The organism is Vreelandella xerophytica, from assembly GCF_968048975.1.
The window spans coordinates 194,522-213,202 of the sequence record NZ_OZ309106.1 but is presented as its reverse complement, the minus strand read 5'-3'; the positions used below and the strand labels follow the sequence as shown (position 1 = coordinate 213,202).

Here is an 18,681-nt window from a genome sequence, read left to right as displayed (position 1 = left end):
AAGAGAAACTTATGGACGCGGCTTTAGCGACAAATGTGGATATGGTGGAGGTGCTGGATGAGCGCCATATCGTCGAGGTACTGGCGGGGCTGGACGATCGCCGCCACGCGCTGACGGTAGCGTTCAACAATCAACCGCCGGACTATCCCGCTCACCTGGACAAGCTTTGCCTTGAGGCGGATGAGCTGTCGCTGGTGATTACCGATGCCGGCAGTCTGGCGCCTGCCACCTTGGGCCAGCGTTCCTTGACGCTCAAGGCCGAAACCAACCAGGTGTTGAGCTTTGACGGTATCACCGTGCTTGAAGCCGAGCGCCACGGCGAGGCGCTGACCATACGCGGCAGGCTGCCCAAGCGCCTGATTACCGCCGCCCGCCGGGGCCATGCGCGCATCAAGCTGAGAAAGGACATGCCGGTAGGTGCGGCACTTGCGCTGTTCGCCGAGCAGCCCCCTATCCAGGCAAGGCTTCACGATATCTCTGGCGGCGGCTGCCTGGTCCATTTATCTCTATGCGAGTGCGCGCCGCTGACCGAAGGGGCGCGTGTCCCTTATATGGTACTTACCTTTCCAAGCGGTGAGCGCTTCAGTGCCAGCGTCTCGATTCGCCATATTACCCCCATTCCCTACATGAATGAGGCGGCGGTCGGGCTTGCCTTTGAAGGTCTCGACCGCGCCCTGCAACAGAATCTGACGTATATCGTCTCATCCACCGAACGCGAGATTGCCTGGCGCACCGGGGAAGGGTCACGCCTGGCCGCGCCGACCAAGCTCTATACCTCGCCCGATGCCAAAAAGCGCTCGCGCCGGCAAAGCCTGAAGCGTCCGCGCTCTTCTCGCGCGGTATCGGTGCTGCGGGAAATCACCCGCGACCTGCACCTTTTCTTGATGGCGTTGCAAAGCCACCAGCCGTTGCCGGTCGAGCGTCTGGAGCGCAGTGCCAACAAGCTGATCAAGCTGCACGGCAAGGGGCGTCAGGCATTCTTCTATAGCCTGACCTGCCTCAAGGATGAACCCATCTGGATGCAGCACTCGTTGAACGTGGCCGGTAAACTGGCCGATCTGATGTTGGCCGAACCGGCGCTGGCCACCGAAACCCACCGGGCGGTCAGGGCGGCACTGATTCACGATATGGGCAAGGCGATGCTGATCGATGAAACGCTGCCCTCCCTTGAAAGCGACATGAACGAGGCCCAGCGCTGCCGCCTGCGGGCTCACGTGGAGACGCAGCTGACCGCCATGGCCAAGGTGGGCTATCCGTTCGAGGCGCTGGAGCGCGATATCATCGGCGACATCAACGAGCGTCTGGACGGCTCGGGTTACCCACGCGGCGTGAAGGGTGACGAACTCTCCCCCGTCGCTCGCATGGCGGCGGTCATCGATGTCATCGATGCCATGACCCGCCCCCGGGGCGATCGCCCACCGCTGGATGTCGTGCAGGCGTATCGCTACCTGTACAACCGCCCGGAGCGCTTTGACCGCCACTGGGTGACCCGCTACGTACAACGCCACGGCTTCTACCCGCTGGGCAGCCTGGTCGAATTTTCTCACGGCTATCTTGCCTGGGTGCTGGGCGTGGACGATCGGGGTCAGCCCGACCGGGTACGCGTGGTACGCAACCTTCACCGGGAAGGGGTGTTTTACGATGACGAGATCAACCGGGTGGATTTTGATCAGCTTGGTCGGCTTACCGGGCCCGCCCAACCCCATTTGTACAGCCTCTAGCGAACGGCCTTTCCCGTAATCTCTCTCAAGCAGTCTCACGTTCAGACAATCTGTCCTTGCAGCAGTCTGTCTTTCAAGAAAGCGGCGCCCGCGCCCACCATTGTAGCCTGGCGGTCGGGGAGCGCCGCGTTCCTGGCCGACGAGTGATTGTCATGGTGAGGGAAGCGAGTAGAATACTCGGCAATTTTTTGGCATTTATAAATGTTATGTTATAACCTAATCAGGAAGTGAGAGGAGTTTCCGTGAGTCACCGTACACATCGCCATAATCGCGAAGGGCCCTGCCACTTTTCGCTGATGTCACTTTCCGCCACGAAGCGCTTGATGCTGGTAGCAATACCACTACTGGCGCTTTGGTTGCTGGTGTTCTGGGCCGGCGGGTGGGTTTGATGAGCCATCGAGAACATAGCCGTCTACGCCTGCACGATCTTCACCTGGCCCAGGGCCGACGCATGGTGCTTGAACACCTGCAGGGCGATTTTCTGCCCGGGGCGATTACCGCCCTTATTGGCGCCAACGGCGCGGGCAAGAGCACGCTGATCCAGGCCATCATGGGCGAGCTTCGGCCCATGGCCGGCAAGGTGGAATGCCAGGTCGCTGCCGAGCGCCGGGCGTGGCTGCCTCAGCAATTGGCACTCGATCTTACCTTCCCCATGAGTGTCGAAGAACTGGTAATGACCGGCACATGGCCAAGCCATGGAGCCCTGAAAGGTTACTGTGCGGCGCACTATCGCAAGGGGCGTGACATCATGAGCCGGCTGGGTATCTCGCATCTGGCCCACCGCCCCCTGGGCGAGCTTTCCGGCGGACAGCGCCAGCGCGCCCTGATCGGCCGCACCCTGATGCAGGAAGCCGAGCTTTTGCTGCTCGACGAGCCGTTTGCCAACGTGGATCGTGAAACGGTGGATATTCTGGTCACGATTCTGCGCCAGATGGCCGATAACGGCATGACAATCATCATCGTGCTGCACGATATGGATCACTTGAAGCGACTGGCCAACGAAGTGCTGATGCTCAATGGCGGTCACGGCCGCTGGATGCCCCCCGAGGCGCTGGAACACCCCACCCACATGCCCGCACGGCCCATGGCCTTCAATCTGGGAGGTCAGCATGTGGGAACTGCTTGATGCCTGGCTGATCGCCCCCTTCGACTACGGCTTCATGCGCCGCGCGGTGGTCGGGGGGCTGGCGCTTTCCATCGCCGCGCCCCCATTGGGCGTGTTTCTGGTGCTGCGCGGCATGAGCCTGATTGGCGACGCCATGGCCCATGCCATCTTGCCGGGCGTGGCGCTGGGCTTTCTGCTGGCCGGTTTTTCGTTGCCGGTGATGAGTATTGGCGGGGTGCTGTTCGGCCTGCTGGTGGCGCTTTTAGCGGGGGCGGTGTCGAAAATGGGCGGCCAGCGTGAAGACGCGGCCATGGCCAGCTTCTTCATCATTTCGCTGGCGGCAGGCGTCATGCTGATCTCGCTGGGCGGCAGCAGCGTGGATCTGACCCACGTGCTGTTCGGCTCGATCCTGGCGATCAACTCCACCGCGCTGTTACTGATTGCCGGCATCAGTACGCTGATTGTCCTTATCATGGCCTTCATCTTCCGCGCGCTGGTGGTCGAGTGCCTGGATCCGCTCTTCTTGCGCGGTCAAAGCCGACGCAACGGCTGGGTACACAGTGTCTTTCTCGGCCTTCTGGTACTCAACCTGACCGCGGGCTTTCAAACCCTGGGCACGCTGATGGCCGTTGGGCTGATGATGCTGCCCGCCACCGCCGCACGCTTCTGGAGCAAGCGGCTCGAGGGGTTGATGGGCATCGCGGTGGTGCTGGCCATGATCGCCAGTACCGGCGGGCTCTTGCTCTCCTATCATCTGGATCTTCCCTCGGGACCGAGCATCATCTTGCTGGCAGGCGTGGCCTACTTCTTCTCGGCGCTGTTTGGTCGCTACCACAGTCTGGCCGCCAAACTACGTCGTAAAACGGCGCCGCTCGAGGCGGCGTCCGAGCTTTCCCATACCCCGCATTAGGAGCTGTCATGTCGCTACGTTTTGCCCCACTGCTGGTGGGCGTGTCCACACTACTTGCCCTGCCTGCCGCCATCGCTGCCGAGCGCGTTCAAGTGGTCACCAGTTTCTCCATTCTGGCCGATATGGTCGAGAACGTAGGCGGTGAACACGTTGAAGTAAGCGCCCTGGTTGGCCCGGACGGCGACGCCCACGTCTACTCGCCACGCCCTGGTGATGCGCGAGCCCTGGCCGAGGCGGATCTTGTGGTATTCAATGGCCTGTTGTTCGAAGGCTGGATGGATCGCCTGCTGGATTCCAGCGACTACCAGGGCCGGCTGGTGACGGCGACCGACGGCATCGAGCCACTGGATTACCATGCCCACGATCATGGCCATGATCACGAACACAGCCATGATCACGGGCATGACCATAGCCATGAACATGAACACGATCATGGGCACGATCACAGCCATGGGCATGACCATGGCCACGACCACGATACCGATCACGTGCACGGCGACTTCGACCCGCATGCCTGGCAGGACATGGCCCAGGCCGAAGTCTATATCGCCAACATCCGCGATGGCCTGATCGACGTCGACGAAGAGAACGCCGATGATTACCGGGCCAATGCCGAGCGCTACCTGGAAGACATGGCTGAACTGGACAGCGAGATTCGCGAGCTGATCAGCGAGGTGCCGTCTTCGACCAGCGTGATTACCGGTCACGACTCTTTCGGTTACTTCGCCAGCGCCTACGGCGTTCGCTTTCTTTCCCCCTCGGGGCTGTCTACCGAAGTGGAACCCAGCGGCGCCAGCATGGCAGCGCTTGTGGATGTGATCAACGCTGAAGGCGTTCAGGCGCTCTTTCACGAGAACATGACCAACCCGGCGGTGATTCAGCAACTGGCCGAAGAGACCGGGCTCGAGATTGCCGGCACGCTCTACGCCGATGCCCTGGCCAGCGAAGGTCCCGCCAGCACCTACCTTGGCATGATGCGTCAAAACGCCGAGCTTCTGCACAGCGCCCTGGCCCAGCCCGGTCACGATGAGCAGAGCCACAATCATGCTCACGAGCACGATCATGGCCATGGCCATGACCATGAACATAGCCACGAGCACAGCCACTGAGCAAAAAGCCCCTCGGAGTTCTGTTTCAAGCGCCCTTCGCGGGCGCTTTTTTGTGTGCCCAGCCCCACCCACCTTGTGGTGAGTGACCGCTTAGGCGAACGCTCAGGGCCCGGCCGGCTCCGCGTGCTAATCTGGAGGGTTAAACCGGCCGTACGAGGTCGCGTGCGGCACGCCTCGATGTGTGCCGCGCGTGTTTATACGTTGCATTTTGCCCGCTGGGTAAGGAGACTGACCCCCTTTTCCTGGTGAACATGAGTTTCCCCCATGCGTTTGAACGCCGATTTCTCCCGGTTTGCCTGTGTGACGCCTGAGACGTACGAGTGGGTTGCCTCCCCCAGCGCCGGGGTGGAGCGCATGATGCTGGACCGCATCGGAGGTGAAGTGGCTCGGGCGACGAGTCTTGTACGCTACGCGCCCAACAGCCGGTTCGAGCGCCACGTTCACGGGGGCGGCGAGGAGATCTTCGTGCTGGAGGGCGTATTCGGCGACGAGCACGGCCGTTACCCGGCAGGCAGCTACCTGCGCAACCCCATCGGCACTGACCACACCCCGCAGATAGGCGATGAAGGCGCGCTGATTCTGGTCAAGCTGCATCAGTTCGAGCACAGCGATACGCTGCAGGTGGCGATGCCCGCGCACCGGCTGCCCTGGCAGCCCGACCAGCGCGAAGGCATACGCTACAAGATGCTGCATACCCACGGCCAGGAACGGGTAAGCCTTGAGCGCTGGGCGCCCGGCGTCACCCTCAGCCATCCTCAGCTAAGCAAGGGCCTTGAGGTGTTCGTGCTGGAAGGCACGCTTCGGGAGGGCACTACCGAGTACCCGGCGGGCAGCTGGTGTCGCTATCCTTACGGGGCATTGCCGGCCCTCGGCGCCGGTGACGAGGGGGTGTATCTCTACCTCAAGCGCGGCCACCTCACGGCGGCTTGACGGTTTCACAGCGCACTCAAGCCGATAAAGGGCCAAAGCGTCAGCAGAGCAATGAGCAGCACCGCGACGATGGTGAGCGCCACCTGCAAAGGGTGAGCCATGAAGCGACGCCAGAGCGTCGGCGCCTCGCCTCGGGCCAGGGCCTCTTCATGGGCGCGGCGCTCACTTGCCTGGCGCGCTTGCTGATATTCGGCCAGCACTGCTTCGGCGGCCTCACGCTCCGCGTCATGGCGCAGCCAGATCGCATCGACCCCCAGGCGGAAAACGCCCGCCTGGGTCTCATACGTCTCGAAGCCGTTCGCGTCGAGCAGTGCGCGCACCTCCATGGCTTCTTCATCGGTCACATGGCGTAGCCGGAAAAGCAAATGTGCCACGTCAGTCGCCCATTCCCGCCATCAGATCGGCCTGAATCACTTCGATCCAGTAGCCGTCCGGGTCCTTGATAAAGATCACGTCCTTCATCTTTCCCTGATCGGCCCGTTTGATGAACGTCACATCACAGGTATCGAACCAGGCCTGGGCGGCGGCGAGATCCGGCACGCTGAAGCAGATATGACCAAACCCCTGAGGCTCGGCGTTGCCGTCATGATAGGCGAAGTCCGCCTGCGCTTCGGTACCCCAGTTGTGGGTCAGCTCCAAGAGCCCTTTCTGGCTGAACGTCCAGGCGGTGCGCGCCTGGGTATCTTCGGGAACCGCTTCGCCGGCTTCGACGTTGGCGAGGAAATAGAGCGAGAACTGCATCTCTTCGAAATCGAGCCGACGCAGCACCTGCATGCCGAACACGCGCGAGTAGAACGCAAGCGATACCTGGGGGTCCTTCGCCCGCAGCATGGTGTGGTTGAGACGAAACCCTTGGGTGTTGACTGGTGCCGGAACGACGCCGGGATACTGCTCGCCTTGAAAATTCATGAAATGCTCCTTATTTCCCGCTAAACTTTGACGAAACCGATACTTTGTACAAGGCTGTAGTCTAATCGAGACAAGTGCAGCGCTTCTTTGCGCCGCTTTGATCGAATTACTTAACAATGAGGGCAGTTCTTGGTTAATTCCAGCCCTGATACCCGGAGGCTCCATGTCTCGTGACCGTAATGTCTTTGGTGAACCATTGACGCCTTGCTGCCATAGCCCCAAGGCCGGTTTCTATCGCGATGGCTTTTGTCGCGTAGGCCCGGACGATATCGGCGTGCACTCGGTGTGTGCCATCGTGACCGAAGAGTTCCTGGCGTTTTCCCAGGCCCAGGGAAACGACCTGACCACACCACGCCCGGCGTTCGGCTTTCCGGGTCTGGCGCCGGGAGATCGCTGGTGTCTTTGTGCCAAGCGCTGGCAGGATGCCGCCGACGTGGGGCTGGCGCCTCCGGTCATCCTGTCCGGCACCAACGAGAAGACGCTGGATATCATCCCGCTGGTCACTCTTCAGCAGCACGCCATGGACGCGGTGCATTAAGCCATCCCACGGCTTTACAAGCCGCGTCTGGATCCGGATAGTAGACCCACGACAGGGGCGCCCGATGACGGGCTGAGAGGCACCCTTTGAACCTGAACCGGATAGTACCGGCGTAGGGAGTCGTGGTGTCTTCACCACCTCCTCGCCGGGAGGATGCTATGAACCTACCCCCCCTTGGCGCCTACCTGAGCGCCCTGCAAGGCATGACGCCGCTTGTGCACTGCATGACCAATTTCGTGGCCATGAACTCGAGCGCGAACCTTTTACTGGCTATCGGCGCCTCGCCGGCCATGCTGCACGCCAAAGAGGAAGCGCCTGCGTTTACCGCCATCGCCAACGCCCTTTCCATCAACATTGGCACGATCTCCCCCCATTGGGCCGAAGCGATGCTACTGTGCGCCGAAACCGCCCGGCAACGGGGCATCCCCTGGGTGCTGGATCCGGTCGCGGTGGGCGCGACGGCATACCGACAGGCGCTTTGTGAAAAGTTGTTGGCCCACGGGCCTTCGGTCATTCGTGCCAATGCCTCGGAAGTGCTGGCCCTTGGCGGGCTTGAAAACCAGGGCCGCGGGGTGGACGCCGCCCCCGACACCCAAGACGCCGATGATGCAGCCATAGCCCTTGCCCGACAGTACGACTGCATCGTGGCCATGACCGGCAAGCAGGATTTCATCACTGATGGTACCCGGCACGCCCGCGTCAGCGGAGGACACGCCCTGATGCCCCGGGTGACGACGCTGGGCTGCGGGCTCAGCGCCATTGTGGCGGGCTTTGTGGCTGCCACTCCAGAAGACCCCTTCCAGGCAAGCGTGGCGGCGCTGTCCAGTTTCGCCCTGGCGGGCAGTCGGGCAGGTAAAAAAGCCCAAGGGCCCGGCAGCTTTCAGGTCGAGTTGCTGGACGCGCTGTATCAGCTTACCCCCGATGCACTTTCGCGCCAGGCCCGCTGGGAAACTGTCCTTCAAGAGAGCGAAGGCGGGCGCCGGTGACTCTCGATCTTTCACTCTATCTGGTGACCGACGCCACTCTTTGCCGCGCCCTTGGCTTGGAACGGACCGTGGAAGCCGCCGTGAAAGGCGGCGTTACCGTGGTTCAGCTTCGTGACAAGCAGGCAAGCGATGACGACCTCATTGCCCAGGCCCGACGCTTGAAAGCAGTGCTTTGCGGTAGCGGCGTACCGTTGATCATCAATGATCGTCTGACAGTGGCCTTGGAAAGCGGCGCCGACGGCCTGCACGTGGGCCAAAGTGACGCCGCCGCGCTCGATGCTCGCCACGCACTCGGTGACAAGGCGATCATCGGCCTCTCGATCAATACCCTCGGCCAGCTCGAAAGCGCCCCACTCGAGGCGCTGGATTATGTCGGGCTGGGGCCGGTCTTCGCCACCCCCAGCAAGCAGGACCACGCCGCGCCGCTGGGGTTTGACGGCCTGGCGGCCCTGGCCCGAGCAAGCCGCCTGCCAAGCGTAGCCATTGGCGGATTGAAGGCCGAGCACGCCACCCGGGTATTTGATGCCGGCGCCGACGGATTGGCGGTGATCTCGGCGATCTGCGGCACACCGGACCCCTGCCAGGCCGCAAAAGCGTTCAGGCGATGAAACATCAGTTCGAACATATCAGCGCTTTCGTGAAGGTGGCCGAACTGGGTAGCTACACTCGCGCCGCCGAAGCACTGGATATCTCTCGCACCCGGCTTTCCCGCCAGGTGATGGCATTGGAAGAAACCCTGGGGGTACGCCTTTTGCAGCGCACTACCCGACGCATCCACCTCACCACCGAGGGCGAGCGCTACCTGGCCCACGCGCAAACGATCCTGAACGCGCTGGACGAAGCAGCAAGCGATGTCGGAAGCGCCTCTCTGGAGGTGCGCGGCGAAATGCGCATCAATGCGCCGATGAGCTTTGGCGTGCGTCATCTGTCACCGCTGGTAGCGCGTTTCATGGTGGAGCATCCCCGCCTGCAGGTGCGCCTGGATCTTAACGACCGCCGGGTGGATCTTGTCGAGGAGGGCTATGACGTGGCGATCCGTATCGGACGGCTGGCGGATTCCAGCCTCATCGCCCGTCGGCTCACCCGCTGTCGCATGCTTTTCTGTGCCTCGCCTGAGTATCTTGAGCGAATGGGCACCCCCACCACCCTGGAGGCGCTGGCCAAACACCACTGCCTGCGCTACCGAAGCGGCCAGACCACCAGCGACTGGCAGCTCGGAAATGCCACGACCCTCGCTCCCAAAGGCCCCCTCGAAAGCAATAACGGCGATGTGCTGACCCACATGGCCGAAGCGGGGCTAGGTATCGCTCAGCAGCCCAGTTTTCTGGTCACACAGAGCATTCTGGCCGGCCGCCTGGTGGCTATTCTGACCGATCAGCCGCCGGTCATGCTGGATATTCACGCCCTCTATCCGGCGCGCCGCTACCTGCCCGTCAAGGTCGAGCGCTTCATCGCACGGCTTGCCGAGGCCTGGGGCGATCCGCCCTGCTGGGAAACCGCCATGGGATTATCGCGCCCAGCGCAACAGTAAAGTAAGAAAAGCGCAGATTATCTTCGCGTCACTTCTCTTTAAAGTATCTCCATCAGCAACATACTTGAACGCTTCTGGAGAGCCCCCCATGACCATCGCCGCGCACCCCCCTGCTGCTACCTCCTATCAACCTTACGCCACGGCGCTTTTACGCGTCTCTCTAGGCGTCATGGCCTTGGCCCATGGCCTCTTGAAAGTACTCGTGTTCACCGTGCCGGGCACGGTTGGCTACTTCGAGTCGCTGGGGCTGCCCGGATTTCTGGCCTACCTCACCATCGCCGGTGAACTCGGCGGCGGGTTGGCACTGATACTGGGCCTCTACACCCGCTGGGTCAGCCTTGCGATGATTCCGCTGCTGCTGGGCGCCGCCTCGGTCCATCTGGACAACGGTTGGATGTTCTCGAACGAAGGCGGCGGCTGGGAATTTCCGATCTTCTGGGCCGTCGCGTTACTGGTCCAGGCAGGATTGGGCGGCGGTCGCTTCAGCCTGACCGAACGCGCCCACTAATCATCACGCCAGGCCCCGGCGACGCCGGGGCCTGGCAGAGGAGAACGAGATCATGCTACCTAGCCTGTTCATTTCCCATGGCTCGCCCATGCTGGCCCTGACGTCCACCCCCGCTCACCGCTTCCTGCGCGAGCTGGGGCACAACCTGACCCCCAAGGCGGTCGTGGTGGTATCCGCCCACTGGGAAAGCCTGGCGCTCAAGGTGAGCCATGCCGCCTGGCCGGAAACCCTTCATGACTTCGGCGGCTTCCCCCGGGAGCTGTTCGAGTGTCGCTACCCGGCGCCCGGCGAGCCGGCATTGGCCCAGCGCCTGGCCACGCTCCTGGAGGCCCACCTGGTAGAACGTGGGTTCGACCACGGCGCCTGGGTGCCGCTGTCGCTGATGTTTCCCAAGGCGGATATCCCGGTGGTCTCGGTATCGTTGCCCATTCGCTGGTCCAACGAGCAACTGGTCGCGCTGGGAGAAAAGCTCGCCGCACTTCGTGAAGAGGGCGTGCTGATCATCGGTTCCGGCAGCTTGACCCACAACCTGTACGAGACCATGGCGCTGGACAGCACCATGCCCGCCTGGGTGGGGGAATTTTCCGACTGGGTGAGCACTCAGTTCGCGCAGAACAACCGCGATGCGCTGCTGGAATGGCAACGGGCTCCCGAGGCGAGCCGCAATCACCCCACCCCGGAGCATTTCCAGCCGATGCTGGTGGCCATGGGCGCCGGTGGCGATGCACGTCAGCTTCACCACAGCGTGGAACACGGGGTGCTGGCCATGGATGTCTATGCCTTTGCCTAAGCGCGATGTCTTTGCGTAAGGGTGAAGCCTAGGCCGTCGGGCGGCGCTTCAAGGTGGTGCGGCGATCGTGATAGGCAATCCACAAGCCGCTGGCCATGATCAATGCGCTGCCCACCCATACCCACTTGTCCGGAAGTTCGCCCCAGAACCACCAGCCGAGCAGCACGGCCCATAGAAGGGCCGTGTAATCGAACGGCGCGGCAATCGCTGCGGGGGCATGACGAAATGCCAGGGTGATGAACGCCGTCGCTCCCACCCCCAGCACCCCCGATACCAGAAATCCCAGCCAATGCACGGGTGCCGGTGTCGTCCAGACAAAAGGCAGCGCGAGGCCACAAAGCACCATGGGCACCAGGGTCATGTAGAACACCATGGCCCACAAGTGTTCGCGACCACCGTAGCGCCGCGCGGTAATCATCATCAGCGCGTAGAAAAACGCGGCCGCCACCAGTACCAGCGCACCGACATGAAAGGCGTCGCCGCCCGGGCGTACCACGATCAACACACCTACAAACCCCAGCAGCGAAGCGCACAGCACCGGGCAGTCGATACGCTCATTCAACAGCGGCACCGAGAGCAGCGTGACAAACAGCGGCGCCACGAAAGCGATGGCGGTCGCCTCGGCCAGAGGCAACAGGATCAGGCCGATGATAAAACAGGTCATGGTGGCGGTATGGATCAACCCGCGCAGCAAGTGGACCTTGGGACGGCGCGTGGCCAGTGTGCGCAGGCCGCCGGCAAAGTGGGCCAGAAAGGTAATGAGCGGCAGCGATACCAGCGTGCGGAAAAAGATGATCTGAAGCGGCGAGTGCACCTCACCCAACCATTTGGAGATTGCATCGCCCAGCGCCAGAAAAAGCACTCCCAGGCACATGCTCAGTATTCCTTTCAACGACGTTGCCACAGCGCGCTCCCCGCGTGTTGAACCCACTACTTCCGCTAACGGATAAACCACCCACGCCCTCAAAAAAAACCCCGCTAACCGGACATTAGCGGGGCCAGCTTCACATGGGCTCAAAGACTTGCGTTGACCACCATGCAATCCATGCCCTGAGCGTGAAGCGTCTGGCAGGCCTGGATGGCACGCGCTTCGTCCAGCGCCACGACCCGGGCGCGGAATACGGGCGTCTGGCCATCCAGGGTATCGACCGCCACGCGTCCGCCCACATTGTTGGGCAGGCGCTGGGCAGCCTGATGAGCGAGCTGCTCGGCGTGACTTGCCTGGCTGAAGGCGCCTACCTGGATACCCCAGTCACCGCTTGCGTAGCTGGACGGAGCGAGCGGTGCGGGGGCTTGAGCAGCCTGAGTCTGCTCTTCGATCAATGCCTGGAGCGGGTCATGAGACTGAGTTACCTGAACCCGCTGGGGCGCGGCAGCGCTGGGCATCGGTCGGTCTGGCGCCGAAGCGGTCGCGGCGGGTGAAAGCGTAGTGGTATCCACATTGGCCAGAATCGGTGACGGCGGCGTGCTGGCCGGCGGGGTGGTCAGCGGCTGGGACGGCCCGGCAAAGGCCATGAACTCCCGGGAGAAATTGGTATCGGCCATCCAGGTGGTGTTATCACGAAGGCGCGCTCGGGCGAAGCTGCGATCGAGCAGATCCACCATATGGGCATCGCGAGAGGAGGAGCTGAACCCACCCATGACCACGGCAACCATGCGCCGTCCATCATGAACAGCGGTAGTGGCCACGTTGAACCCCGAGGCGCGGATGAAGCCGGTCTTCAAGCCGTCGGCACCCGGGTAGTCACGCACCAGGCGATTGTGGCTGGTGTGACGCGTTCCCTTGTAGCTGAACTCCTGAAGGCCGAAGTAGTGGTAGTACTGAGGAAAGTCCTGCATCACTCGGGTCGAGAGAATCAGCATGTCCCGGGCGGTGGTCACCTGAGCGTCGTCGGGTAGCCCCGAGGCGTTGCGGAAGGTGGTGGAATTCATGCCAAGCTCGCGAGCCTTGGCGGTCATCATGGTCGCGAAGCGCTGTTCGCTGCCGCCGAGCGCCTCGGCCACCACCACGGCGACATCATTGGCCGAGCGCACGGCCAGCGCGCGAATGGCGGTATCCAGGTCAATGGTACTGCCAGCAGAAAGCCATAGCTTGGTAGCCGGCATGGCAGAAGCCTGGGCGGAGACAGGCAATGGCTGACTCAGGCTCAGCTCGCCTCGTTCGACGGCTTCGAATGCCAGGTAGATCGTCATCATCTTGGTCAGCGAGGCGGGGTAGCGCGGTGCATCGGCGTTTTCCGAATAGAGCACCTCGCCGTTTTCCAGATCGACCACAATGCCCGCATAGCGCGGATTATTCGCCTGGGCGGTGCTGCTTAGCGCCCACAAAGTGATAGCCACGGCCCATACAAGCCACCACCGCACGGCAGCACCTGAAGTCACTCCCCTCGTTGCCATACTTGCCCCTTGTTTGCTCGACACGGTTCATCCCACGGCTTTGACGCGCGGACCTTGCTCCCAATCGCTCAGGTTAGCACGTACGCTGACGCATTGAACGTATTCTAAAGGGATAAGCAGGCTGGATTGAACTGGCGCCCATAAAAAAACCGACCCGGTCGGGTCGGTTTTCATTGGGCTTTCAAGAAGCGACGGGGTGCTTACTCTTCCCCGGCAGCTTCTTCAACAACCGGACGGTCCACTAGCTCAACATAAGCCATGGGCGCGTTGTCACCTGCGCGGAAACCGCACTTGAGAATACGGATGTAGCCACCCGGACGCTCGGCGTAACGCGGACCCAGCTCGTTGAACAGTTTGCCGACGGCTTCTTTAGAGCGCGTGCGGGCAAATGCCAAACGGCGGTTTGCGACGCTGTCCTGCTTGGACAAGGTGATCAGCGGCTCGATAACGCGACGCAGTTCCTTGGCCTTGGGCAGGGTTGTCTTGATCACTTCATGCTCGACCAGCGAGACAGACATGTTCTTGAACATCGCCTGACGGTGCGAGCTGGTACGATTTAAATGACGACCACTCTTACGATGACGCATGGTTGTAATTCCTTACCAAACTGGGACTCAAGTCGACGCTTACGCGGAGGCCTTGTCGTCCTTCAAGCTCGCGGGTGGCCAATTCTCCAACCGCATGCCAAGGGAAAGACCGCGCGCTGCCAGAACGTCCTTGATTTCATTCAGGGACTTCTTGCCGAGGTTCGGGGTCTTCAACAGCTCCACTTCCGTGCGCTGAATCAAATCACCGATGTAATAGATATTCTCGGCCTTCAGGCAGTTCGCGCTGCGAACGGTCAACTCAAGATCGTCTACGGGGCGCAACAGGATCGGATCGATATGATCCTCTTCCTCTTCGACTTCCTGCTCTTTATCAGCTTCCAGGTCGACGAAGGCGGCCAGCTGCTCTTGCAGAATGGTCGCACTGCGGCGGATAGCCTCTTCCGGATCCAGAGTACCGTCGGTTTCCAGGTCGATAATCAGCTTATCGAGGTCGGTGCGCTGCTCGACACGAGCGGCCTCGACCGAATAGGAAACGCGGCGGACAGGGCTGAAGGTGGCATCCAGTTGCAGGCGACCAATCGCGCGGGTCTCTTCATCAGAGCCACGAGCGTCAGCCGGTTCGTAACCACGACCCAGCGCCACCTTGAGCTGAATTTTCAGCTCGGCACCTTCATTGACGTGCGCAATGACGTGATCCGGGTTGACGATTTCGACGCTATGATCAAGCGCAATGTCGCCAGCGGTGACGACGGCCGGGCCCTGCTTGTTCAGCGAGAGCACCGCCTCATCGCGGCTGTGCATCTTGATCGCAACATCTTTCAAGTTCAGGAGGATTTCAATGACATCTTCCTGCACCCCTTCGAGCGCACTGTACTCGTGCTCGACACCGGCAATTTCAGCCTCTACCACGGCAACACCGGGCATGGATGAAAGCAGAATGCGACGCAGTGCATTCCCCAGGGTGTGGCCAAAGCCGCGCTCGAACGGTTCGAGAACGATCTTGGCATGATGTGCGCTGATTTCTTCGACCTTGATGTCGCGAGGACGAAGAAACTCTGTCACTGAACGCTGCATATGAACACCTTTCAGGCTGCCAAACGGATACTGAGTACTCTAGAGCGTGTACTCAAGAGCATCCGGACGGTACGTATAACGGCCCGCCCGGGCTTCAAGAAGCAGAATTGCCAAGCAAACTGCTTACTTGGAGTACAGCTCGACGATCAGGTTTTCGTTGATGTCGGCAGTCAGGTCACCGCGTTCAGGCAGAGCCTTGAAAGTGCCTTCCATCTTTTTGGCGTCGATGTCGATCCAGGCGATATCGCCACGGTTGGCCGCAATGGTCAACGCGCTTTGAATACGGGCCTGATTCTTCGCCTTTTCGCGAATGGCAATAACGTCACCCGGCTTCACTTTGTAGGAAGCCACATTGACAGTACGACCGTTCACGGAAATCGCCTTGTGGCTGACCAGCTGACGCGCTTCAGAGCGAGTCGAGCCGAAGCCCATACGGTAGACGACGTTATCCAGTCGGGATTCAAGCAACTGCAGCAATACTTCACCGGTCGCGCCTTTCAGGCGAGCGGCTTCCTTGTAGTAGTTGCGGAACTGCTTTTCGAGTACGCCATACATACGGCGTACTTTCTGCTTCTCGCGAAGCTGCAAGCCGTAGTCGGAAAGACGCTGACGACGCTGGCCGTGTACACCCGGGATCTGCTCGGATTTACACTTTTTCTCGAAAGGAGTCACACCGCTCTTCAAGAAGAGGTCGGTGCCTTCACGACGAGAAAGTTTGCACTTCGGTCCAATATAACGAGCCATGAATCTCTCTCCTTAAACGCGGCGTTTCTTAGGCGGACGGCAACCATTATGGGGAATGGGCGTCGCGTCTGTGATGCTTTGCACGCGGAAGCCGGCGGCATTCAGTGCGCGCACGGCGGATTCACGGCCGGGACCGGGGCCCTTGACCAGCACGTCTACGTTTTTCACACCATACTCGGCTGCAGCGGTTGCTGCACGTTCACTCGCTACTTGAGCTGCGAACGGGGTACTCTTGCGAGAACCACGAAAACCCGAACCACCGGCAGTTGCCCATGAAAGAGCATTGCCCTGGCGGTCTGTGATCGTCACGATCGTGTTGTTAAAAGAAGCGTGGATATGCGCAACCGCATCCACTACCTGCTTTTTAACCTTTTTACGGTTACTACGCGGGTTAGCCATGTTGATGTCTATTCCTGTCTTAACGCTGGTTCTGACTTGTTACAGAACCTGCGTATTATTTGCGGATCGGCTTACGCGGGCCCTTACGGGTACGCGCGTTAGTCTTGGTCCGCTGACCACGCAGCGGAAGACTACGACGATGACGCAGACCACGATAGCAACCCAGGTCCATGAGACGCTTGATGTTAAGCGTGACATCACGGCGAAGGTCGCCTTCTACGGTGTACTTGCCAACTTCAGAACGCAGGGTGTCGACTTCATCAGAAGACAGATCCTGGATCTTGGCAGTGGGCGCGATACCGGCAGCGGCACAGATGTGCACAGCGCGAGTACGGCCAATCCCGAAGATATAGGTCAGCGAGATCGCCGCATGCTTGTTGTCCGGGATATTGACGCCTGCAATACGGGCCATCAGCTTACTCCGAAATTTGAGCGGCTTGCTCGTTTATTCATCTATAAAAGGCGCAACAGCATACCCCTTTGAGAGCCCGAAGGCAAGGGGTATGCCGGCACCCGCTTAAAACACAGCGCGGGATTTAGCCCTGGCGCTGCTTGTGCCGCGGTTCGGTGCAAATAACGCGAACTGCGCCATTGCGACGAATGATCTTGCAGTTACGGCACATCTTCTTTACGGAAGCTCGAACTTTCATCGTTCTTTCTCCAAAAACGGCTCGCGGCGCGTCCAGCGTGCTCAACACACTCGGGAGGCAGCGCTCAGCGCATAATGCCGCCGCTACCGTAGCCTTTCAGGTTGGACTTCTTCATCACCGAGTCATATTGATGCGACATGAGATGCGACTGCACCTGGGCCATGAAGTCCATGATGACCACCACCACGATCAGAAGCGACGTACCGCCAAAGAAGAACGGGACGTTCCAGGCAACGATGAGGAACTGGGGCATCAGGGAAACCGCAGTGATATACAAGGCACCGAATAAGGTCAGACGAGTCATGACTTTATCGATATAGCGAGCGGTCTGCTCGCCGGGGCGAATGCCCGGCAGGAACGCACCTGACTTTTTCAGATTGTCAGCCACATCCTTGGGGTTGAAGACCAGCGCTGTGTAAAAGAAGCAGAAGAATACCACTGCCGCCGCAAAAAGCAAGATGTAAAGCGGCTGGCCGGGGCCAAGCGCTTGCGATGCACGTTGCAGCCACTCCATCCCTTCACCGGCACCCACCCATTGTCCGATCGAGGCCGGAAAGAGCAGAATACTGGAGGCAAAGATCGCCGGAATGACACCGGCCATGTTCACCTTCAAGGGAAGATAGCTGCTTTGACCTGCATACATCTTGTTGCCGACCTGGCGACGCGGATAGTTCACCTTCAAACGGCGTTGACCGCGTTCGATGAACACCACGAATGCCACGGTGGCAATCCCTAGCACTGACAGCGCTAACAGCGGAAGAACATTCCAGGCCCCTTCGTTGCGAGCAAGCTCGAAAGCTTGACCCACGGCGCTGGGCAGCCCGGCGACGATACCGGCAAAGATCAGCAGCGAAATACCGTTGCCGATGCCCTTCTCGGTGATCTGCTCACCTAGCCACATCATAAACACCGCACCGGAAACGAACGTTACCACCGCGGTGAAGTAGAAGCTGAAGTCAGCGCTGTAAGCGATGCCTTGGCTAGCCAGGCCGACGGACATGCCGGTGGCCTGGACAAAAGCCAGTAACACCGTGCCGTAGCGGGTGTACTGACTGATCTTTCGGCGGCCGGCCTCGCCCTCTTTCTTGAGCTGCTCAAGATGAGGGGAGACCGCAGTCATGAGCTGCATGATGATCGACGCCGATATGTAGGGCATGATGCCCAGGGCGAGAACACTCATGCGCTCCAGCGCACCACCCGAGAACATGTTGAACATGCCCAGGATGGTGCCCTGCTGCTCCCTGAACAAGGCAGCAAGCTGGTCAGGATTGATACCGGGAACGGGAATATGGGCACCGATACGGTACACCACGATGGCGAGGAGCACGAAGCGCAAACGCGCCCACAGTTCACTCAGACCGCTGCCCATCGCCGGCATGTTTCCTGACTTGGCCATTTAGTCCTCTACCTTGCCGCCAGCGGCTGCGATCGCGTCACGGGCACCTTTGGTGACCTTGATACCACGAACGGTAACCGCCTTGTTCAGTTCGCCAGAAAGGATGATCTTCGCGAATTGCGTAGAGTCCTTCAGCACGTTGGCCTGCTTCAAGGTTTCGAGGGTGACTTCGTCACCTGCAACCTTGGCCAGCTCGGCCAGGCGTACTTCTTCAGATACCAGCGACTTGGCGGACGTGAAGCCAAATTTCGGCAGACGACGCTGGAGCGGCATCTGACCGCCTTCGAAACCAGGCTTGACGCTACCGCCACTGCGTGATTTCTGACCTTTGTGGCCACGGCCACCGGTCTTTCCCAGACCGGAACCGATACCACGACCCACGCGCTTTTCAGCGTGCTTGGAGCCCGGAGCCGGGCTTAAGGTATTAAGTTTCATG

General features: G+C 60.6%; 24 protein-coding genes and 1 riboswitch. Of the genes, 12 read left to right on the top strand and 12 right to left on the bottom strand.

Going from position 1 to position 18,681, the window contains the following annotated elements; all coding sequences use genetic code 11:
- The first annotated feature begins 11 nt into the window (after positions 1 to 11).
- The 6 genes from ACWF8S_RS01075 to ACWF8S_RS01050 all read left to right on the top strand — a co-directional run bounded on the left by ACWF8S_RS01075 (position 12) and on the right by ACWF8S_RS01050 (position 5,775).
- Positions 12 to 1,721 (top strand): HD domain-containing phosphohydrolase, encoded by a 1,710-nt coding sequence (locus ACWF8S_RS01075; RefSeq protein ID WP_447554975.1) that lies wholly within the window; start codon positions 12 to 14, stop codon positions 1,719 to 1,721.
- 242 nt (positions 1,722 to 1,963) lie between these two features.
- A complete protein-coding gene (locus ACWF8S_RS01070; RefSeq protein ID WP_447554974.1) occupies positions 1,964 to 2,110 on the top strand; it encodes a hypothetical protein in 147 nt (48 codons plus the stop codon).
- On the top strand, positions 2,110 to 2,847 hold the full coding sequence (locus ACWF8S_RS01065; RefSeq protein ID WP_447554973.1) for a metal ABC transporter ATP-binding protein: 738 nt from the start codon (positions 2,110 to 2,112) through the stop codon (positions 2,845 to 2,847). The genes ACWF8S_RS01070 and ACWF8S_RS01065 overlap by 1 nt, the downstream gene beginning before the upstream one ends.
- Complete coding sequence (locus tag ACWF8S_RS01060; RefSeq protein WP_447554972.1) at positions 2,831 to 3,736, top strand: metal ABC transporter permease; 906 nt, start codon at positions 2,831 to 2,833, stop codon at positions 3,734 to 3,736. Before ACWF8S_RS01065 ends, ACWF8S_RS01060 begins: the two co-directional genes overlap by 17 nt.
- 8 nt (positions 3,737 to 3,744) lie before the next feature.
- Complete coding sequence (locus ACWF8S_RS01055) at positions 3,745 to 4,845, top strand: metal ABC transporter substrate-binding protein (protein WP_447554971.1); 1,101 nt, start codon at positions 3,745 to 3,747, stop codon at positions 4,843 to 4,845.
- 264 nt (positions 4,846 to 5,109) lie between these two features.
- Positions 5,110 to 5,775, top strand: coding sequence for a cupin domain-containing protein (locus tag ACWF8S_RS01050; protein WP_447554970.1), 666 nt, complete (start codon positions 5,110 to 5,112; stop codon positions 5,773 to 5,775).
- A 5-nt stretch (positions 5,776 to 5,780) separates the two neighbouring features.
- On the opposite strand, the gene ACWF8S_RS01045 is transcribed toward ACWF8S_RS01050, so the two are convergent.
- Positions 5,781 to 6,149, bottom strand: coding sequence for a DUF6164 family protein (locus tag ACWF8S_RS01045; protein WP_447554969.1), 369 nt, complete (start codon positions 6,147 to 6,149; stop codon positions 5,781 to 5,783).
- 1 nt (position 6,150) lies between these two features.
- Complete coding sequence (gene gloA, locus ACWF8S_RS01040; protein WP_447554968.1) at positions 6,151 to 6,684, bottom strand: lactoylglutathione lyase; 534 nt, start codon at positions 6,682 to 6,684, stop codon at positions 6,151 to 6,153.
- Positions 6,685 to 6,847: 163 nt separating this feature from the next.
- Between gloA and ACWF8S_RS01035 the strand changes: the two genes are divergently transcribed.
- The 6 genes from ACWF8S_RS01035 to ACWF8S_RS01010 all read left to right on the top strand — a co-directional run bounded on the left by ACWF8S_RS01035 (position 6,848) and on the right by ACWF8S_RS01010 (position 11,037).
- Positions 6,848 to 7,222 (top strand): DUF2237 family protein, encoded by a 375-nt coding sequence (locus ACWF8S_RS01035; RefSeq protein WP_447554967.1) that lies wholly within the window; start codon positions 6,848 to 6,850, stop codon positions 7,220 to 7,222.
- 43 nt (positions 7,223 to 7,265) lie between these two features.
- Positions 7,266 to 7,358: riboswitch (TPP riboswitch) on the top strand.
- 22 nt (positions 7,359 to 7,380) lie between these two features.
- Positions 7,381 to 8,208, top strand: a complete 828-nt coding sequence (gene thiM / locus ACWF8S_RS01030) for a hydroxyethylthiazole kinase (protein ID WP_447554966.1) — start codon at positions 7,381 to 7,383, stop codon at positions 8,206 to 8,208.
- Positions 8,205 to 8,816, top strand: a complete 612-nt coding sequence (gene thiE, locus ACWF8S_RS01025) for a thiamine phosphate synthase (protein ID WP_447554965.1) — start codon at positions 8,205 to 8,207, stop codon at positions 8,814 to 8,816. The genes thiM and thiE overlap by 4 nt, the downstream gene beginning before the upstream one ends.
- The gene (locus tag ACWF8S_RS01020; protein WP_447554964.1) at positions 8,813 to 9,739 is read left to right on the top strand and encodes a LysR substrate-binding domain-containing protein; all 927 of its coding nucleotides are present in this window, start codon (positions 8,813 to 8,815) and stop codon (positions 9,737 to 9,739) included. Before thiE ends, ACWF8S_RS01020 begins: the two co-directional genes overlap by 4 nt.
- A gap of 88 nt (positions 9,740 to 9,827) precedes the next feature.
- Positions 9,828 to 10,247 (top strand): DoxX family protein, encoded by a 420-nt coding sequence (locus tag ACWF8S_RS01015; protein WP_447554963.1) that lies wholly within the window; start codon positions 9,828 to 9,830, stop codon positions 10,245 to 10,247.
- 52 nt (positions 10,248 to 10,299) lie between these two features.
- Positions 10,300 to 11,037, top strand: a complete 738-nt coding sequence (locus ACWF8S_RS01010; RefSeq protein ID WP_447554962.1) for a DODA-type extradiol aromatic ring-opening family dioxygenase — start codon at positions 10,300 to 10,302, stop codon at positions 11,035 to 11,037.
- Between the two features lie 28 nt (positions 11,038 to 11,065).
- On the opposite strand, the gene ACWF8S_RS01005 is transcribed toward ACWF8S_RS01010, so the two are convergent.
- From ACWF8S_RS01005 to rplO, 10 genes are all read right to left on the bottom strand, one after another.
- Positions 11,066 to 11,941 (bottom strand): DMT family transporter, encoded by an 876-nt coding sequence (locus ACWF8S_RS01005; protein ID WP_447554961.1) that lies wholly within the window; start codon positions 11,939 to 11,941, stop codon positions 11,066 to 11,068.
- A gap of 110 nt (positions 11,942 to 12,051) precedes the next feature.
- The gene (locus ACWF8S_RS01000) at positions 12,052 to 13,377 is read right to left on the bottom strand and encodes a serine hydrolase (protein ID WP_447554960.1); all 1,326 of its coding nucleotides are present in this window, start codon (positions 13,375 to 13,377) and stop codon (positions 12,052 to 12,054) included.
- Between the two features lie 257 nt (positions 13,378 to 13,634).
- Positions 13,635 to 14,021 (bottom strand): 50S ribosomal protein L17, encoded by a 387-nt coding sequence (rplQ, locus tag ACWF8S_RS00995; RefSeq protein WP_447554959.1) that lies wholly within the window; start codon positions 14,019 to 14,021, stop codon positions 13,635 to 13,637.
- Positions 14,022 to 14,060: 39 nt separating this feature from the next.
- Positions 14,061 to 15,056, bottom strand: a complete 996-nt coding sequence (locus ACWF8S_RS00990; RefSeq protein WP_447554958.1) for a DNA-directed RNA polymerase subunit alpha — start codon at positions 15,054 to 15,056, stop codon at positions 14,061 to 14,063.
- 123 nt (positions 15,057 to 15,179) lie between these two features.
- On the bottom strand, positions 15,180 to 15,800 hold the full coding sequence (gene rpsD, locus ACWF8S_RS00985) for a 30S ribosomal protein S4 (RefSeq protein ID WP_447554957.1): 621 nt from the start codon (positions 15,798 to 15,800) through the stop codon (positions 15,180 to 15,182).
- Positions 15,801 to 15,812: 12 nt separating this feature from the next.
- A complete protein-coding gene (gene rpsK, locus ACWF8S_RS00980) occupies positions 15,813 to 16,199 on the bottom strand; it encodes a 30S ribosomal protein S11 (protein ID WP_009723883.1) in 387 nt (128 codons plus the stop codon).
- Positions 16,200 to 16,254: 55 nt separating this feature from the next.
- On the bottom strand, positions 16,255 to 16,611 hold the full coding sequence (gene rpsM, locus ACWF8S_RS00975; RefSeq protein ID WP_447554956.1) for a 30S ribosomal protein S13: 357 nt from the start codon (positions 16,609 to 16,611) through the stop codon (positions 16,255 to 16,257).
- 124 nt (positions 16,612 to 16,735) lie between these two features.
- A complete protein-coding gene (rpmJ, locus tag ACWF8S_RS00970; protein ID WP_031384759.1) occupies positions 16,736 to 16,849 on the bottom strand; it encodes a 50S ribosomal protein L36 in 114 nt (37 codons plus the stop codon).
- Between the two features lie 64 nt (positions 16,850 to 16,913).
- Entirely contained in the window at positions 16,914 to 18,245 is a 1,332-nt protein-coding gene (secY, locus tag ACWF8S_RS00965) for a preprotein translocase subunit SecY (protein ID WP_447554955.1), read from the bottom strand.
- Positions 18,246 to 18,680, bottom strand: coding sequence for a 50S ribosomal protein L15 (rplO, locus tag ACWF8S_RS00960; protein ID WP_447554954.1), 435 nt, complete (start codon positions 18,678 to 18,680; stop codon positions 18,246 to 18,248).
- Position 18,681: the final 1 nt, after the last annotated feature.

Coding starts and splice junctions, on each gene's coding strand:
- ACWF8S_RS01075 (WP_447554975.1), top strand. CDS start 12: ATGGACGCGGCTTTAGCGACAAATGTGGATATGGTGGAGGTGCTGGAT.
- ACWF8S_RS01065 (WP_447554973.1), top strand. CDS start 2,110: ATGAGCCATCGAGAACATAGCCGTCTACGCCTGCACGATCTTCACCTG.
- ACWF8S_RS01060 (WP_447554972.1), top strand. CDS start 2,831: ATGTGGGAACTGCTTGATGCCTGGCTGATCGCCCCCTTCGACTACGGC.
- ACWF8S_RS01055 (WP_447554971.1), top strand. CDS start 3,745: ATGTCGCTACGTTTTGCCCCACTGCTGGTGGGCGTGTCCACACTACTT.
- ACWF8S_RS01050 (WP_447554970.1), top strand. CDS start 5,110: ATGCGTTTGAACGCCGATTTCTCCCGGTTTGCCTGTGTGACGCCTGAG.
- gloA (WP_447554968.1), bottom strand. CDS start 6,684: ATGAATTTTCAAGGCGAGCAGTATCCCGGCGTCGTTCCGGCACCAGTC.
- ACWF8S_RS01035 (WP_447554967.1), top strand. CDS start 6,848: ATGTCTCGTGACCGTAATGTCTTTGGTGAACCATTGACGCCTTGCTGC.
- thiM (WP_447554966.1), top strand. CDS start 7,381: ATGAACCTACCCCCCCTTGGCGCCTACCTGAGCGCCCTGCAAGGCATG.
- ACWF8S_RS01020 (WP_447554964.1), top strand. CDS start 8,813: ATGAAACATCAGTTCGAACATATCAGCGCTTTCGTGAAGGTGGCCGAA.
- ACWF8S_RS01015 (WP_447554963.1), top strand. CDS start 9,828: ATGACCATCGCCGCGCACCCCCCTGCTGCTACCTCCTATCAACCTTAC.
- ACWF8S_RS01010 (WP_447554962.1), top strand. CDS start 10,300: ATGCTACCTAGCCTGTTCATTTCCCATGGCTCGCCCATGCTGGCCCTG.
- rplQ (WP_447554959.1), bottom strand. CDS start 14,021: ATGCGTCATCGTAAGAGTGGTCGTCATTTAAATCGTACCAGCTCGCAC.
- ACWF8S_RS00990 (WP_447554958.1), bottom strand. CDS start 15,056: ATGCAGCGTTCAGTGACAGAGTTTCTTCGTCCTCGCGACATCAAGGTC.
- rpsD (WP_447554957.1), bottom strand. CDS start 15,800: ATGGCTCGTTATATTGGACCGAAGTGCAAACTTTCTCGTCGTGAAGGC.
- rpsK (WP_009723883.1), bottom strand. CDS start 16,199: ATGGCTAACCCGCGTAGTAACCGTAAAAAGGTTAAAAAGCAGGTAGTG.
- rpsM (WP_447554956.1), bottom strand. CDS start 16,611: ATGGCCCGTATTGCAGGCGTCAATATCCCGGACAACAAGCATGCGGCG.
- rpmJ (WP_031384759.1), bottom strand. CDS start 16,849: ATGAAAGTTCGAGCTTCCGTAAAGAAGATGTGCCGTAACTGCAAGATC.
- secY (WP_447554955.1), bottom strand. CDS start 18,245: ATGGCCAAGTCAGGAAACATGCCGGCGATGGGCAGCGGTCTGAGTGAA.
- rplO (WP_447554954.1), bottom strand. CDS start 18,680: ATGAAACTTAATACCTTAAGCCCGGCTCCGGGCTCCAAGCACGCTGAA.